The sequence below is a fragment of the Paenibacillus sepulcri genome (genome assembly GCF_042647105.1).
In the GTDB taxonomy this organism is placed as follows: domain Bacteria; phylum Bacillota; class Bacilli; order Paenibacillales; family Paenibacillaceae; genus Paenibacillus_Z; species Paenibacillus_Z sepulcri.
Window position 1 is genome coordinate 7,541,980 of record NZ_JBHRUP010000001.1, and the last position, 16,179, is coordinate 7,558,158.

A 16,179-nucleotide genomic window follows, 5' to 3' on the forward strand; every position below is an offset into this window, starting at 1 on the left:
TTTGGTTAAGCTTTGTTGAAATTCCCTTTTTAAGGAATACTAAAAATAGGAATAGTAAAAGGCGACGTCTGATGGGCATTATGCGGGACAAGATCGGTGTGCGCGTTATGTGCGATTTTACGTGCAAACAAGGAAACAGCGAATGTAGCGGCGCTGGAGTAAGGTTTTTCCTTGTTGGAGTCGCCCGGACCGGGGGTGGAGAGAGTGCAAGAAGGATTTTGCTGGCTGGAGCAGTCATCTGGGCATTGCGGAAGCAATAACTGAGCTGGAGTAAGGTTTTTCCTTGTTGGAGTCGCCCGGACCGGGGGTGGAGAGAGTGCAAAAAGGATTTTCCTGGCTGGAGCAGTCATCTGGGCATTGCGGACGCAATAACTGTGCTGGAGTAAGGTTTTTCCTTGTTGGAGTCGCCTGGACCAAGAGCCTGTGTCGCCAAGACCGGAATTTGGATATACGTTAAGTAAGTGAGTGTGCACGAAAAAAAACGGGAGCAGCGGGTTCGTTTGCGGTTGTAAACACATGATGTGTTTGTTGGGTTCTTCTCAAAGTTGTCCGGCCTATGGCAGGAGCGAAAGCAGGGATTTCCTTGCCAAAGTGGTATTCCAAGCAGTGAGTCAGGAAATATGAAATTTGTTTCAAGCATCGTCCGAATAGAATGGCGCTAAATTTTTCGGTGATGAATTTTGAATTAAAGGCTGTCCACCATTGCAGCGACCGGCAAATGGACGATAACCGTAAATCGCGTTTAAGGGGGAATGATGCGGCTTGAACCAACCAACTCTGCTTCAGGATAAAAAACAACGCAATCTGCTGTTCAGTGCAGGCTTGAGCTGGCTGTTTGATGCGATGGATGTGGGCTTGCTTTCGTTTATCGTAGCCGCGCTAAGCGTAGAGTGGCAGCTTGGAGCCCAACAGGTCGGTTTATTGACGGCCATCAATTCCATCGGGATGGCTGCAGGCGCAGCCGTGGCCGGTTCACTGGCGGACCGTTTCGGGCGCAGGACGATTCTGCTGTGGACCCTGCTTATTTTCTCTGCCGCCAGCGGGCTATCCGCGCTCGCGACGGGTTTTGTGATGCTTTGTATTCTGCGCTTCGTTACAGGCTTCGGGCTTGGCGGGGAGCTTCCGGTAGCCTCGACTTTGGTATCCGAATCGGTTCCCGCAAAGGAAAGAGGAAGAGCTATAGTCCTGCTGGAGAGCTTCTGGGCGGGCGGCTGGATTCTGGCTGCGCTGATATCCTATTTCATCATTCCGGTATACGGCTGGAGAATCGCATTGGTCATCGGCGCATTGCCCGCGTTGTATGCTCTCTACCTCAGAAGAGCTATTCAGGACTCGCCGCGTTTTTTGGAGCAGCGGAACAGGAAGCTTTCGCTAAAGGAAAGGATGAGCTCCTTATGGTCGCAAAAATACAGAAAATCGACGATTGCGCTCTGGATTTTATGGTTCACTGTCGTCTTTTCCTATTACGGGATATTTCTATGGCTGCCGACCGTTATGGTGCTGAAGGGCTTTGATCTGGTCAAAAGCTTTCAATATGTCCTGATTATTACCCTCGCCCAGCTGCCCGGTTACTTTACAGCCGCTTACTTCATCGAGAAATTCGGACGGAAATTCGTACTCGTTACATACCTGCTGCTGACGGCTGTGAGCGCTGTATGGTTCAGTAATGCGGATACAACCGGTATGATTCTGGGGGCCGGCATCAGCCTGTCCTTCTTCAATCTCGGGGCATGGGGTGCGATGTATGCCTACACGCCGGAGCTGTATCCGACCTCCGTCCGGGCGACCGGAGTAGGCTTTGCCGCCTCCTTCGGGCGTATTGGCGGAGTGATCGGCCCTTATCTGGTCGGAATTCTCGTGGCCGGCGGGACTGCCATTACGACGGTGTTTATGATATTTTTCATCGCCATTGTCATCGGAGCTCTTGCGATCTTGTTCCTGGGGAAGGAAACGAAGGGGACGGATCCCGATACAGTATAAATCTTGGAGGTCTTTTCGAGGGATGGGGATGTATTCACTTTCAATCATCCTGTTCCAGACTCAATGGGCATCGAAGCGGAGACTTCGTCGGAAATTTATTCATCATTGCTTCCATAGCAAAAAGAGGGCCGACAGGCAGCCCTTATATCCCCTGACGTATGGTCTCCAATGCCCAATCACACCATTGCAGCTCCGTTTGCGCATTTCGTATTTCCCGGTCGAACAGAAAATAAGCGCCTAATACATGCGATCCCGGCTCGTTTCCTTCCTCGGCGAGCCTTGCGCGCTTGATCCTGATCTTCTCCGCTGTTTCTTCCAGCTCCGCCAACCGCTGCTCATACAGCGTGCGCCTTTCCTCCAGCAGCCGCACAGCCTGTTCGTCGTCAAACATCCGGATGCTGTACATTTTCAAAGCAAACTCATCGCGGATCACGGGCTCGGCTGTTGGTTCAGCCATCCAATTTCTCAAGACTTCCGAGCCGCTGTCGGTTATAAAGTATATTTTTTTGTCCGGTTTACCGGTTTGCTGCATGGTTTCAAAACGGACATAACCCTTATCCACCAATTTGGCGAGAAGGGGGTAGATCTGACTATGGTCAGCTTTCCAGAAAAGCTTCATTCGCGCTATAAGGTCATACCCGGAGCATGAATCGGTAGAAATCGCGCTGAGCAGGCCATATGAAAGTGTGTTTATACTCATACATTCATCCCCTAATAAAAATTTTAGCTTGTAAAGGATATGTTAATATTGACATAACAGTAGATATGGAGTTATGATGTTGCCTACAGTTGATTATATGTGAAAATCAACATACTAACAAGGGCGAGGAGAGTATCCGATGCATCAGGAAGAAGGCAGGCAGATCAAGACTACTCCCATTATTTTGGCTATATTTTTTGGCAGTTTTGTCTCTGTCCTGAACGTTAGTACGATCAATATCGTTATTCCGGTGCTGCAGCAGGAATTTGCCTCTGAGCTCAGCGTTGTCCAATGGACGCTGACCGGATTTATGCTTGCAATGGGCACTTTCGCTCCGGTGACGGGATATTTTGGCGAGAGGTTCAGCTATAAACGTTTATTTCTAACCGCGCTCATCGGGATGACGGTTGCTTCCATACTTTGTGCGATATCGTGGAATGCTCCGGTGCTGATTGCTTTCCGAATTCTGCAGGGTGCTTTCTGCGGCGTGGTTATTCCAACCGCCATGGCGATCATTTATCAGATTATCCCGCGGGAAAAACAGCCGGTCGCCATAAGCCTTTGGGCAGCTGCAACGAGTCTTGCTCCGGCAATCGGGCCGACTTTCGCGGGGTGGATGCTCCAGCATTTCACCTGGCAGTGGCTGTTCTGGGTGAACGTGCCGTTCGGACTGATTGCCATCACCATGGTTCTTGTGTTTATACCTTATTACCGGCTTAATGTTCCCAAGAAGCTTGATCTCATCGGACTGATTACGGTCATTATCAGCAGCTCCACTATTCTTGTTGCGTTGTCGCAAGGAAATTCATGGGGTTGGGGCTCGGCGAAGACCTTGCTGCTGCTTGGAGGGGGCCTTGTATTTCTGGTCCTGTTCATCTGGCGTGAGCTTACTGCGCAATCGCCGCTGCTTCAACTGCGTGTACTGAAGAATGCACGGTTCACCTTAACGTCGGCCATTCTGTGCATTACGACGATCAGCTTTTATTCCGGCACGCTGCTGACACCCGTTTTTCTGCAAAATGTACAGAAGGTCACACCGCTTGACACAGGTCTTGTTCTGCTTCCGGCCTCGCTTATGATGGCGGTCATTACGATGTTTACCGGCAAGCTGTACGCCAAAATTGGCCCGCGGGTGCTGTTAATTGTCGGCACCGTGCTGCTCGCAGGCGGCAGTTTGCCGCTCAGCTGGCTCAGCGTCGACATCTCGCATGGCTATATTCTGTTCTGGATGATCGTACGCAATGTGGGAGTTTCGCTGATGATCATGCCCGCAAGCAATGCCGGCATGGAGGAGATTCCGCCGGAACTCAGCGGTCACGCATCTTCCATCTCCAACTGGCTGCGCAATGTATTCGGTTCGTTCGCAATTGCGCTGTTTACTTCGCTGCTTTCCTCCCAATCCGGCAAACATGCTTCGGAGCTTGCAGCCGGCGGCACGACCGACAAGCTGCAAATCCCCGGTATGGCTTATACGATGAGTATCGACGACGTCTATCTCATCGCTACCGTGATCGTGCTTGCCGCTCTGCCGCTCAGTTATTTTATCCGGCAAAGCAGGGCCAAGTCGGTATTGAGTCAGAAGAAAGCTGTTCAATCATAAGTTTCATATCATGAAGATAAGGCCGTTCCAATTGAGGAACGGCCTTTATTTTGTGGGATGTCAGGAAGACAATAAGGCGATTTCCTTATGAAATTCAACCGGATAGTGAAGGGAAATACTGATTTGCCAAGATGATGCTTTAAACGGTTTTCACTTTTTTGGGATGATAAATCGAGGTTCTCAGCATAATGGTCAATAAACCAAGCACAAGGAAAATCATTCCGGCCCATATGACATGCCGTGTTCCCATTCCTGAAATAAATAAACCGCCGACCGACGTACCGACCGTAACGCCTAAATTAGCGAAAGCGACGAACAAGCCGTTCGAGAAATCCGGTGCTTCCGGAGCTGCAGAAGTAATCCAGTATTGCGAAATATTGAGTCCAAAGGTGAATAGAACGCCCCAAAACGCAATAAGAACCGCCATCGGAACCGTGAAATTCCCCAAAAAATAGACGAGCAGATAGATGGCTCCAAACACGAAAGGAAATACAATTGCTGTTTTCATGGCATTGTTAGTCAGCAATTTACCGGCAAGAATATTGCCCGCAATGCCAGTTGCGCCGAATAAAACCAGCATAAGGCTGACTTGACCTCCGGTCATGCGGGTGACGGCATCCATGTACTCGGCAAAAAAACTGTAAACAGCATACATGCCGGAATTAATAAAAATGACGGTTGCAATGGCAATCCAGGTAAGAGGTTTTTTCAAGACGCCGAGCTGTGTCCCGTAGGATAGTCTTTCTGTTACCGGCATAGACGGAACGAAAATAAGGATGGCCACAAACGCGGCCGCATTAACGATCGCAAAGAATAACATGGCTATTTCCAGCGATGATACTTCTGCGATTAAAGACGTGATCGGTATCCCGATTACCATTCCGGCAGTAACGCCCATAAATACTCTGGATATGGCCTTGGGAGCCTGATCCTTGCTGACGGAACTGGCGGCTGCCGTAAAGGCTACCGAGAAATATACGGGATGCAGGAATGCAGGAATAACTCGGGCGATCAAGGCAATGGTAAAGTTAGGGGCAAAAATAGAAATGACATTGGTGGCGACGAACAATCCGAGTACCAATAACATGGCCGACTTGCGGTTCATTCCCGAGAAAAGCAATGGCAGGAACGGCCCGGCTATAGCTACAGCCAGTGCGAAAAGACTGACAAGCAGACCTGCCTGGGATACGCTTATCTCAAAGTTCTCGGCAATCAGAGGCAGAATGCCGATTATGCCCATCTCAGTATTGATAATGCCGAAAATACCGAAAGCGAGAATGTATACAATTAAAGCTTTAGATTTAATCACGTTTTTATTTCATCTCCTGGAGATCTGGAATGGTAAAACAAGTCAGGGAAATCCCGGTATGATCAATTTGATCGCGTGCAGAATGATTCCTTTGGTTATGGCGCCAGCTCTTGAAGTCGCTAACGCTGTACAAACAGCTTGATCACGTCGAGACATCCTCCTTTTTTGTCAGTTAGATAACCGTATAATTGTTAGATGCATGTATAACTATCTCATTGAAAAAAAGATTCGTCAAGTGCATTTTTAATGCAGCTCACCAAAAAATCGGTATGCCTGAATGCGGCACAAAAAAAAGGAGCCGGCGGCTCCTTGAGGTATTACGAAGTATACGTATTAAATTTCCGAGAGTTGATCACGGTAGGCACGAAGCACGTCGTGCTGGAGGATGAGGCTCTTGAACTTGCCTTCGCGAATGCATTGTATCAGGCCCGCGGTCTCCAGTTCTTTAATATGGTGAGAGATGGTGGGGGCACTCACCTGGTGGGATTGCTGCAGCTACTGCAGTGAAGCGGCTCTTTGGAGGCTCCTATTTCTTTGAGCATTTGATAACGCCGCGGTTCGCCAGAGCGCGGGAGATCCTCGAAAACTGCTGGTCAGATAAGGTATCTATAAATAATCTCCTTTCCTTCCAATCATAAACGGCGGCACCATTGCAGGATTATTTGTATCATATCATACCTGGTTAACCTCAAGAATCCATCCGGGGATCGTTTGCACTAACGTCGAAGCCGGAGGTGTTCTTCCAAATAATAACTTTATTATCGAGTGAAACCTTTTTCCGGGCACTGCCGTCTGAGTGTTTGTTACCATAAAAAAATAACCCTTAAGGGGTAGGAGGAGCAATAACAATGAACACCAAGAAGAAAGTTGCACTCATTACGATGATTGGGTTGCTCGGGGTTACGACGGCTGCGAGCGCCTCAGGTTTTTTCTATAAAGTAAGCGGATTGCTGCGCAGTGATATTAAAGTCTCGGTTAATGGACAAGCTACTTCCATGAAACCGGTCATTATCAACGGCCAAGTTTATCTGCCTGCCAAAAGCGAGGCTTCAGCGCTCGGATATACGTTGAACTATGATTCGCGTCACCGTTCTATAACAATCAATAAAACGGATGTGGTCGCTCCAGTGAAATATTTGCGCAATACGGGCGTAATCGTTGACGTCAAGCAAACAGCTGACGGACAATACCGGATCGAGATGCTTGGCAAAGGCGACAACAGCTGGGCAATCCTTTATGCGGACAAGGATACGGTCATTAAGAATAGTGCCGGTAAAGCCATCAGCGCCAAAGACCTCAAGAATGGTCTGAAAATCGATGTACAATACGGTCCGAATGTAGCGATGACCTTTCCGGTCGAATCCCACGCCGCACAAATTAATGTCGGCAGCCAATCTCTGATCCGTGAAGATGTTATTCAAGCGGTCAAGCATACCGCTGATGGATGGGTCGTACAGTTTGGCGAAGCCAAAGGCGGCACATTGATTCCAACATTGACCGTAAATTCCGGCAAGGAAACAAGTGTATTGTCTCCAGACGGGCAAGCGGTTAAATGGGAAGATGTGAAGGTCGGAAACAAAGTACGTGTCTACTATGGTCCGAACTACACCGACAGCAAAATGCCGGAAGGCCCGCTCTACTATATGGTTGTACTGGACAATCATGTGATGGACAACACGAATGTTTTGACCGCGGACGCGATCAAAGCGTACCGGGGAATGGCATGGCATCTGGTTAAAGACAAATCCCATCTGACCACGAAGCAAAATGAAGCCAAAGTAGAACTGGTGGATGCTCAAGGCTCGGGAGTTCTTGCCGCTACAGATGCACAGAAGAAAAGTCTGGAAGCTCTTCAAGCCGCGGGCGGCAAGCTGGTAACGGTAACGTACAACACGGATCAGGATGCCCTGCTGGGTCCCGTTACACTCGCCTTCAACTTTAATACGAAGGAATTTATCGGATATTTTCCAAGACGTTAATTTTAGAATGTCAGCACTATAGTTATTATGGATCAGAGGAAGATCACACATGCGGCAAATGCCTGCTGTGTGGTCTTTTTTTATTTGCAGAAATCGATAACATACCGTATTGTAAAAAATATGCGATTCGGAGGTGAAGGGATGAAACCGATACAGACGACAAAACGGGCGCTCAGGCGATTTTTGCTTGAGAAGCAGCTTTTGCTTTATCCCCGGGAAGAACGCGCAAGCTCTGCGGAAGAGTTGCGCAAGCGTGTTATGGATGTGATCAGACAGCTGGAATGCGTTCAAATCGATCCGGTGTCTGCCGTCAGTCCCAATCAGCACTTGACGCTGGCAGCAAGAATTGCCGGTTATGAGCAGGGAATACTAAACGAGCTGCTGCGGGAAAACGAGGTTTTTGAATATTTTGCAAACGCGGCCTGTATTATTCCGATGGAACATTATCCTATTTTTGAGCCGGTCCGGCAGCGTCTGCGGGAGCGGACAAGTGCTTCAATCGACATGATTCAGCCGGTCATTGAACAAGTGCTGCATAAGCTGGAGAGCGAAGGCCCGCTTCCGGCAAAGTCGTTCGAATCCGAACAGCGGGTATACGGGTATTGGGATAATGTGAACGCCAAGACCAAGGCTACGTCCCATGCGCTTAATTTATTAATGGACGCCGCGCAGATCAGAATTGTCGGCAGAGAAGGAAACCAGCGCCTTTTCGATGTGACCAGCCGCAGTATCCCTGCCCCGCTGCAGCAACTGGCCGACCAAATCAACCCCGCGGAAGCGCATGCGCATGACAGAATGCTGCGCAAATATTTTCAAGCCTATAGAGTATTTGAACCAAGCGACCCGCGTCTTGGCTGGCAGCGGTTAAGCGCAAAAGAACGGCGGGAAGCCATCGACCGGTACATTGAATCGGGAGAAGTTGTACCTGTCGAGGTCGAAGGGCTTAAACGGCACTATTACCTGTTGGCTTCGGATGTAGAAAGCTTCTCCGTGCATCAGAAAGAAGATGGCGTGCGGACAAGCGGGGAAGATGATGATGTGCCCATTCACTTTCTTCCGCCCCTGGACAACTTATTGTGGAGCCGCAAGAGGCTGGAGGATTTATTCGATTTTGAATACCGGTGGGAAATCTATACGCCAGCCATCAAGCGTAAATACGGTTATTACGCGATGCCGATATTAGCCGGCGACCGCTTGATCGGACGCATGGACCCGCGCCTGGATAAAAAGCAAAGACATTTATCGGTTCAATTATTGCAAATCGATCCGGAAATTGACTTTACGGAACGTCTTAGCCAACACCTGCACAGGGAGCTCGAAGCGTTTGCTCATGCACACGGGGCATCAACCGTATCGGTAGAGCGGTTTTTCCGGGAAAATTAATAAACAAAAGCTATTTACTTGCACCGTCCGGATGTGCTATCTTATTTCTATGCTTTTAGAAATATAGGCTTAGACAAAGGAGGAGATATTTATGCTTGAAGATACGGAGGAAGTACGACAGGCTGTACGGGTATACAAGGCTCTTGGCGAACCGACCCGTCTCAAAATCGCCATGCTGCTTACAGAAGAGAGAAATTTATGCTGCTCCGATATTGGAAGCAAGCTGGAGACGGTCGCCGGCTCGACGCTCTCGCATCATCTGAAGCAGTTGACCGATTGCGGCTTGTTGAATCTCCGTAAGGATGGAACCTATATTTATTACAGTGTAAACCACGAGATGGCCCATAAATATGCGCCGTATCTGCTGGCATAATTTTTTTTATTCCTAATTTCTATATTTTTAGAAATATAAAAATCAACAAAGTGGAGAGAGGTACTTAAAACATGTCGAATACATGGAAAATATACATGCTGGCGATTGTAAGCTTTCTGGTTGGCACATCCGAGTTTATCATTGCGGGCATACTGGATAAAGTGGCATCGGATATCGGCGTTTCATTGTCCGCAGCCGGACAGCTCATCACCGTTTTTTCCCTTGCTTATGCTTTCGGCACGCCGCTCCTGATGGGCGTTACGGCCCGAATGGAGAGGCGCAAGCTGCTCCTGTACTCGCTGCTTGTATTCGTGATCGGAAACGGAGTAGCCATCGCCTTCTCCGGGTTTGGCTTTCTGATGGGCTCACGCATCATATTGGCTCTTGGAACCGGGGTATTCGTCGTAACGGCGCTGACTGTGGCCGCCAAGATAGCTCCCGCAGGAAAGCAGGCAAGCGCGATTGCCACTCTCGTTATGGGCTTCAGCACCGCACTCATTATCGGCGTTCCGCTGGGTAGGGTAGTCGCCTCCGCTTATGACTGGAGGTTGATCTTCGGAGGCATCGGCATTCTTGGGCTGCTTGCCATGCTCATGATTTATTTCACCATTCCGCAAACGGAGAGCGAGCAGCCTGTCCCTATCCGGCAGCAGCTGGCGCTCTTGAAGCAGCCGAAAATTGCTATCGCTCTAACCGTGACCTTCTTCTGGATTGGCGGATATTCCATCGTTTACACTTATATTTCACCATTTTTGCTTGAAATAACAGGCATGAGTGAAAAGTGGGTCAGCATCGGCCTGTTCGCTTTTGGTATCTTCAGCTTGATCGGATCCAAGCTCGGAGGCTTCAGTACGGACAGATGGGGAGCTCCCCGTACCCTGATCGGCGGAATGCTGTTTCATGCGGCGGCTCTGGTGCTGCTGACGCTCGCAGCCCATTCTCCCGTTATCGTGTTCATGCTGCTTATGCTCTGGTCATTCTCGGCATGGTCTTCAGGGCCGACCCAGCAGTATCACTTAATTTCGCTTGCTCCGGAGGCTTCCGGCATTATGCTTAGTCTGAACAGCTCCGTGCTGCAGCTGGCCATGGCCGCAGGTGCAGGAATTGGGGGAGTCATCGTCGAGCAGAGCTCACTTGCCTCCATCAGCTGGATAGGAGCAGCGGGAGTCGCCGTCTCTGCGGGTATTGCCACCATATCGCTCAGACTTTCCCGCAGCCGGTCAGCTTCCCTCCAGAAGACTGTGGAGGAGAAAAGCCTGCAGGAGCTGGGCGCCTGATTTTCATCCACCGGACAAGAAACCTTGAACAAGGTCCAGCCGTTCAAACGGCTGGGCCTTGTTCCTTGAAATCAGCGGTGTCGCCCTTGGCACACAGGCGGCGGAGGTCGTCATTTATGATCAGGATCATTTGTCGAATCGAAAAATAACGATTGGCGCACTTTTAGAGCATGCATGCCATTTTCCTGCGAGATGGCTGCATGCTCTTTTATTGCTGATGAAGACTGGAGGTATTTGACTATGGTTCCACTTACGATACTAAATGGAAAAGAGTTCTGATAAGATAACAGTATGACCTTAAATGGAAAAGAAGCAGAAGAAGGAGAGCCCTGCATGAAATTTGGCTTTGACGTTGACGACACACTCATCAATTTAAGGGAACATGCCTTTCATCTCTACAATAAGAAGCTGAACAGGCAGGTAGCGCTGAACAAGTTTCAGACTTTGAATATGATTCCCATCCATGAGCTGTTCGGCATGACGGCTGAAGAGGGAAAACAAATGTGGAACAGCAGCAGGGAAGAAATTTATTATTCCTCTTGTCCGCCTTTCCCGGATGCGGTAGAGGCTCTGCATGAGCTCGTACGCCAAGGCCACGAGGTCTATTATATTACCGCACGGACGGCCGAGCATTGCGAAAGAACGAAGAAATGGCTCATTCAGGCGGGGTTCCCGGTACAGGAGGGCCGCTTTTATTGCGGCATGAGCGACACCGAGAAGGTGCATATTATCCGCAGGCTGGGATTGGATTATTATTTTGACGATAAGCCTGCCGTGTTGGAGACACTCACAGATTTAGCAATGAATGTCTATGTCAAAGACAATTCCTACAACAGGCATGTAGATATTCCACGGATTACGAATTGGGATGAATTGAAGAGCCTGCTGCCCGAATAAGGTCCATGGTTCACGAAAGACGATAAAGTGAGGCTGCTCATGAAGTCAAAATATAAAGGCATTGCGTTTGATATGGATAATACCCTGCTGCGGTCACATATCGACTTTCCATTAATGAAGGCGGAGACCTTCCGGTTCCTCGCTAGCCAAGGAATTCTTCCGGAAGATTTTCCGCTGGCACTCCATACGACCGCAACCCTGATCCAGGCAGCTGTCCGGACATCGGCAATGAGCGCAGCGCTTATGGAGGAGATGTGGAGCACGGTCAGCAGACATGAATGGATTGGGATGGAGGGCGCCGAGCTTGAGCCGGGAGCCGCGAAGCTGCTGGAGGAGCTGCATGGCCGGTTCCATTTGGCCGTCGTCACCAACAATGCCTGCCAGGCTGCGCATAAGGCGCTCTCGGATCATCAAATTTTGCATTTTTTTGATCATATTGTAGGCAGGGAAATGGTAAACAGCCTGAAGCCGTCGCCGGACGGTTTTCTCTATCTTCTGAACGCTTATCCGGATACGGAGCCGCAGGAATGGCTGTCCGTTGGAGATGCATGGATAGACGGGAAGGCTTCGGAGCAGGCGGGAATGACCTTTATTGCCTATCAGACGGAGCTGGAACATATGAATAAAGCAGGCGTCTTCCCGGAAGGATGGATCGGGCACATCCGTGACATTCTTCAATTTATATGATGGAAAGGAAGCGGGAGCTCCCCTGGACTGAAAGTATAAGAAAACCGTTTCTTCTTAACGAAGACGGAATACGAAGATGGAAGAACAGGAGGGGTGAATACCATGCCATCCATCAAGCTTAGTGTGCTGGACCTTGTACCTTTATTCGAAAATAAGGACGCCGCTTATGCGCTCGGCCAGGCGGCCGAGCTTGCCCAAACAGCCGAACGGCTTGGCTTCACCCGCTACTGGACAGCCGAGCATCATGATATGCCGGGTCTGGCCTGCACCTCGCCGGAGGTGCTCCTCTCCCATATCGGAGCGAGAACCGGGCGCATCCGCATCGGCTCGGGAGCGCTGCTGCTGCCGCATTATAAGCCGCTCAAGGTGGCGGAATCCTTCCATATGCTGGCCAGCTTGTACCCCGGGCGTGTCGATCTCGGTATGGGCCGGGCACCTGGCGGCCAGGCGCATGCAAGCATGGCGTTAAGCGGCAATTTCATTGAGAATATAGCGCAGATACCGGATAAGCTGAGAGCGATAACCGAGCTGCTGGAGCAGAATTATGAATATGACGGCTATCCGGTAACCGCAAGACCGATCCCTCCGGAGCCGCCGGAATTGTGGATGCTGGGAACGAACAGCAAGAGCGCGGCTTATGCGGCCGAGTTTGGAATGGGTTATGTGTTCGGCCAATTCATGAGCGACCGGGATGGAGCAGAGGTTCTGCAGTCCTACCGGAATGCGTTCAAGCCTTCCCCCAGATGCCCCGGACCCAGAACGATCGTAACGGTCGGTTTTGTTTGTGCGGATACGGAAGAAGAAGCCAGGGAGCTGGCAGCTGCCGGTATGAGCTTGTTCCAGAGTAATATCAGCACGGAAGAGCTTGCTGCGCTTGCAGCCCGCAAATTATTGGCAGGCACGCCCGAAGCTCTGACAATGCGGCTGGAGGAGATGTCGCTCCAGTACGGGGTGGATGAATTTATGCTGGTCACGATGATTCCCGATTACCGTAAGCGGCTCCGGTCGTTCGAACTGCTTGCACGCAGTATGTGGAGCAGTGGCGGGTTGCAGACTCAAGACAAAGAGAGAGGTGGATTTAATGGCCGGTAATTCTGAGCCGGGTGGAGTTGTGCCGGAGGATTCAAGTTCATGTTACGAGGGAATTAACTTCTTCACAGGTGAACGCGGTTGAAAAAGATATTGTTTACCGGCGGGGGTTCATCGGGTCATGTTTCGGTAAATTTGGCGCTTATTCCGCGTTTTCTTGAATCAGGCTGGTCTGTCGAATACATGGGCTCGGAGACGGGAATCGAGAAACAGCTTGTTACTCCGATTCAGCATGTCACGTATTATGCGATCAAGACCGGCAAGCTGAGGCGTTATTTTGATTTGCAGAACCTGAAGGATCCTTTCAAGGTGGTAAATGGCGCGTATCAGGCGTATCGGTTGATCCGAAAAAGCAAGCCAGATGTCCTATTCTCCAAAGGCGGCTTCGTATCGGTGCCCGTGGTGTTCGCCGCCTGGCTGAACAAGGTTCCGGTTATTATTCATGAATCGGATATTACGCCGGGATTGGCGAACAGGCTGTGCATGCCTTTTGCCGACAGGATTTGTACGACCTTCCAAGAGACGGCCGGCCACCTGAAGAGCGGCAAGGCCCGGTATGTCGGCGCTGTTATCCGTGAGGAGATCAAGCGGGGGAATGCCCGCAGGGGAAGGGATTTCTGCGGCTTCCGTACGAATAAGCCCGTTATGCTTGTCATGGGAGGCAGCCTGGGGTCCAGAGCCATCAATCAAGCCGTGCGCGAATCGTTGACAGAGCTGGCCCAAACCTTTAATATCGTGCATCTCTGCGGCAAAGGACAGCTTGATCCATCCCTGCAGATTCGCGAGTACAGACAATATGAATACATCAATCAGGAGCTGGCAGATGTTCTGGCTATGTCGGATGTGGTGGTTTCCCGGGCAGGCGCGAATTCGATCTTTGAGTTTCTGGCTATTCGCAAGCCGATGCTGCTTATCCCCCTTACACGGAATCAGAGCCGCGGAGACCAGCTGCTGAATGCGCAATCGTTTCACCAATCCGGCTTCAGTAAAGTGCTGTACGAAGAACAATTATCCGCAGAGACCTTAACAGCCGGGGTCAAGGAATTGTTTAATGAACGCCGTCTGTTCATCGACAGAATGAATGACTATCCCGAAAGGGATGCTTTAGCGGACGTATTTGGTTTCATTAAGGGAATTGCCAAGAGCTGATCGGTCCGGTAAACATCTAGGGAATTTTAGGGAAAGGTTTTTTTTGAAACAGCAGTATCGGTGTCATCCAATTATCCAACTGCATCATGCCATATATCATTCTGCTCTTTTTTTAAGCCGCGAGAAACCAAGGCGCCAAAAGCCTGGGTTTCCCCGGCTTTTTTCTGTTTCATGGCAGCGGAGTTCGATATCCATCGACAAGTCACAATCTTAGCCTTTCAGGTCACGAGATTGGTGGTTTGGGGGTTCGCCAGGGTCTTACAATGATATACAAGAACTCCGGCAATGACCGGGGAGCGACAACATCAACGGGTATGCAAAGAGAAGGGAGCCCCAACATGTTCATGAAGAAAAAGATGATTGTAACACTGTGCCTGATGCTCGTCGCGTTAACGCTGGCGGCTTGCGGCGGAACGAACAACAATGCCGAATCCGGCAGCAGTCCCCAGGAGCCTGCGAATACGGCAGAGGCTCCAGCCGAGTCCACGGATGCGAATGCCGCCGGGGCCGGGACCGAGGCTGAGAGCACCGGGCCGGCTAAGCCTGCTGAGCTGACGATCTGGCCGGATGACAATGCCGACAAGGTTGCCGTTATCGAAGTGGCGGCCAGGAAATACACGGAGCAGACCGGCATCAAGATCAATATCAAGCCGGTGGCGATGAACGACCAGCCGGATGTGCTGGCGCTTGACGGGCCGGCCGGCAAAGGTCCGGATCTGTTCTATCAGCCCGGAATTGGCAGTCTTGTGGTGAAAGGCCTCGTGCAGGAGGTCAAAACGGATGATGCCGCCAAGGAGTTGTATACGCCGGAAGCTCTGCAGGCGCTAAGCCAGGAGGGCGTGCTGCATGGTCTTCCGCTGGTGACTGAAACCTACGCGTTATTCTATAACAAGAAGCTGATCCCGCAGGCTCCGGCTATGATAGCCGAGCTTGAAACGATCATGAAGGAGAAAACGGACGCCAAGAAGCAAGAGTACGGCTTCCTGTTCGCCGCGACTGACTTCTACTTTGCCTGGGGCCTTCTGGGCGGCAGCGGCGGCTATATTTTCAAGGACAATGCAGGCATATTTGATATCAGCGATATCGGCTTGAACAAGGAAGGAGCCGTCAAGGGCGCCAACCTGATCCAGAGCTGGTTCACGAAAGGCTATCTGCCTAAAGGCATCAACGGCGATACGGTCGGCGGCCTGTTCACGCAAGGCAAAGTGGCTGCCGTTGTCAACGGACCGTGGGCCATTACGGATTACAAGAAAGCATTGGGCGACGACCTGGCGGTAGCACCGCTTCCGACGCTTGAAGACGGCGCTCACCCGACCTCCTTCATCGGCGTCAAGGGCTGGATGCTGTCCAAATTCTCCAAGAATCCGGAATGGGCAAGCGACTTCGCCGCATTCCTGACGAACGAAGAGAACGCGCTCGAATACTTCAAGAAGACGGGCGAGGTACCTCCCGTGAAGACTGTGCTGAACAACCCTGTATTGACGGGAGATCCCCTGGTTTCCGGATTCTCCAGCCAAATCCAATACGGCCAGCCGTTCCCGACCGTCCCTGAGCTCGATCATGTATGGGATCCCATGGCGAACGCCCTGAAATTCATCACGGACGGCAAGGATACACAAACTTCGCTCGATGATGCGGTTAAATTAATTAACGACAAGATGAAGATGGCCGGCGTGAAATAACGTTACTGCGAACCGCAGGCGGGGAAAAGGGGCTCTTTCGCAGTCTCTTTTCCTCTAACTGCGAAAGCTATGAA

14 protein-coding genes are annotated in these 16,179 nt (G+C 50.6%); 12 read left to right on the plus strand and 2 right to left on the minus strand.

What is annotated here, in order from left to right; all coding sequences use genetic code 11:
- Positions 1-762: 762 nt before the first annotated feature.
- On the plus strand, positions 763-1,980 hold the full coding sequence (locus ACFOLF_RS32765) for an MFS transporter (RefSeq protein WP_379112606.1): 1,218 nt from the start codon (positions 763-765) through the stop codon (positions 1,978-1,980).
- A 142-nt stretch (positions 1,981-2,122) separates the two neighbouring features.
- Here the strand turns inward: ACFOLF_RS32765 and ACFOLF_RS32770 are convergent, their stop codons facing one another.
- Positions 2,123-2,680: a PadR family transcriptional regulator gene (locus ACFOLF_RS32770; RefSeq protein ID WP_210044004.1), complete on the minus strand. Its 558-nt coding sequence runs from the start codon at positions 2,678-2,680 to the stop codon at positions 2,123-2,125.
- Between the two features lie 139 nt (positions 2,681-2,819).
- Here ACFOLF_RS32770 and ACFOLF_RS32775 point away from each other — a divergent pair, with 139 nt between their 5' ends.
- The gene (locus ACFOLF_RS32775) at positions 2,820-4,280 is read left to right on the plus strand and encodes an MDR family MFS transporter (RefSeq protein ID WP_210044003.1); all 1,461 of its coding nucleotides are present in this window, start codon (positions 2,820-2,822) and stop codon (positions 4,278-4,280) included.
- 139 nt (positions 4,281-4,419) lie between these two features.
- Here ACFOLF_RS32775 and ACFOLF_RS32780 read toward each other — a convergent pair whose 3' ends face one another.
- Complete coding sequence (locus ACFOLF_RS32780; RefSeq protein ID WP_210044002.1) at positions 4,420-5,589, minus strand: MFS transporter; 1,170 nt, start codon at positions 5,587-5,589, stop codon at positions 4,420-4,422.
- A gap of 309 nt (positions 5,590-5,898) precedes the next feature.
- On the opposite strand from ACFOLF_RS32780, the gene ACFOLF_RS32785 reads away from it, so the two are divergent.
- The 10 genes from ACFOLF_RS32785 to ACFOLF_RS32830 all read left to right on the plus strand — a co-directional run bounded on the left by ACFOLF_RS32785 (position 5,899) and on the right by ACFOLF_RS32830 (position 16,105).
- Positions 5,899-6,096, plus strand: a complete 198-nt coding sequence (locus ACFOLF_RS32785) for a hypothetical protein (RefSeq protein ID WP_379112609.1) — start codon at positions 5,899-5,901, stop codon at positions 6,094-6,096.
- A gap of 341 nt (positions 6,097-6,437) precedes the next feature.
- Positions 6,438-7,568: a stalk domain-containing protein gene (locus ACFOLF_RS32790; protein ID WP_210044000.1), complete on the plus strand. Its 1,131-nt coding sequence runs from the start codon at positions 6,438-6,440 to the stop codon at positions 7,566-7,568.
- Positions 7,569-7,709: 141 nt separating this feature from the next.
- A complete protein-coding gene (locus ACFOLF_RS32795; RefSeq protein ID WP_210043999.1) occupies positions 7,710-8,951 on the plus strand; it encodes a winged helix-turn-helix domain-containing protein in 1,242 nt (413 codons plus the stop codon).
- A gap of 91 nt (positions 8,952-9,042) precedes the next feature.
- Complete coding sequence (locus ACFOLF_RS32800) at positions 9,043-9,324, plus strand: ArsR/SmtB family transcription factor (RefSeq protein ID WP_210043998.1); 282 nt, start codon at positions 9,043-9,045, stop codon at positions 9,322-9,324.
- Positions 9,325-9,395: 71 nt separating this feature from the next.
- Entirely contained in the window at positions 9,396-10,601 is a 1,206-nt protein-coding gene (locus ACFOLF_RS32805) for an MFS transporter (RefSeq protein WP_210043997.1), read from the plus strand.
- A gap of 333 nt (positions 10,602-10,934) precedes the next feature.
- Complete coding sequence (locus ACFOLF_RS32810; RefSeq protein ID WP_210043996.1) at positions 10,935-11,498, plus strand: 5' nucleotidase, NT5C type; 564 nt, start codon at positions 10,935-10,937, stop codon at positions 11,496-11,498.
- A gap of 39 nt (positions 11,499-11,537) precedes the next feature.
- The gene (locus tag ACFOLF_RS32815; protein WP_210043995.1) at positions 11,538-12,185 is read left to right on the plus strand and encodes an HAD family hydrolase; all 648 of its coding nucleotides are present in this window, start codon (positions 11,538-11,540) and stop codon (positions 12,183-12,185) included.
- A gap of 102 nt (positions 12,186-12,287) precedes the next feature.
- Positions 12,288-13,277 (plus strand): MsnO8 family LLM class oxidoreductase, encoded by a 990-nt coding sequence (locus tag ACFOLF_RS32820; protein WP_210043994.1) that lies wholly within the window; start codon positions 12,288-12,290, stop codon positions 13,275-13,277.
- Between the two features lie 78 nt (positions 13,278-13,355).
- Positions 13,356-14,423, plus strand: a complete 1,068-nt coding sequence (locus ACFOLF_RS32825) for an undecaprenyldiphospho-muramoylpentapeptide beta-N-acetylglucosaminyltransferase (RefSeq protein ID WP_210043993.1) — start codon at positions 13,356-13,358, stop codon at positions 14,421-14,423.
- A gap of 344 nt (positions 14,424-14,767) precedes the next feature.
- The gene (locus tag ACFOLF_RS32830; RefSeq protein WP_210043992.1) at positions 14,768-16,105 is read left to right on the plus strand and encodes an extracellular solute-binding protein; all 1,338 of its coding nucleotides are present in this window, start codon (positions 14,768-14,770) and stop codon (positions 16,103-16,105) included.
- Positions 16,106-16,179: the final 74 nt, after the last annotated feature.

Coding starts and splice junctions, on each gene's coding strand:
- ACFOLF_RS32770 (WP_210044004.1), bottom strand. CDS start 2,680: ATGAGTATAAACACACTTTCATATGGCCTGCTCAGCGCGATTTCTACC.
- ACFOLF_RS32775 (WP_210044003.1), top strand. CDS start 2,820: ATGCATCAGGAAGAAGGCAGGCAGATCAAGACTACTCCCATTATTTTG.
- ACFOLF_RS32790 (WP_210044000.1), top strand. CDS start 6,438: ATGAACACCAAGAAGAAAGTTGCACTCATTACGATGATTGGGTTGCTC.
- ACFOLF_RS32795 (WP_210043999.1), top strand. CDS start 7,710: ATGAAACCGATACAGACGACAAAACGGGCGCTCAGGCGATTTTTGCTT.
- ACFOLF_RS32800 (WP_210043998.1), top strand. CDS start 9,043: ATGCTTGAAGATACGGAGGAAGTACGACAGGCTGTACGGGTATACAAG.
- ACFOLF_RS32805 (WP_210043997.1), top strand. CDS start 9,396: ATGTCGAATACATGGAAAATATACATGCTGGCGATTGTAAGCTTTCTG.
- ACFOLF_RS32810 (WP_210043996.1), top strand. CDS start 10,935: ATGAAATTTGGCTTTGACGTTGACGACACACTCATCAATTTAAGGGAA.
- ACFOLF_RS32815 (WP_210043995.1), top strand. CDS start 11,538: ATGAAGTCAAAATATAAAGGCATTGCGTTTGATATGGATAATACCCTG.
- ACFOLF_RS32820 (WP_210043994.1), top strand. CDS start 12,288: ATGCCATCCATCAAGCTTAGTGTGCTGGACCTTGTACCTTTATTCGAA.
- ACFOLF_RS32830 (WP_210043992.1), top strand. CDS start 14,768: ATGAAGAAAAAGATGATTGTAACACTGTGCCTGATGCTCGTCGCGTTA.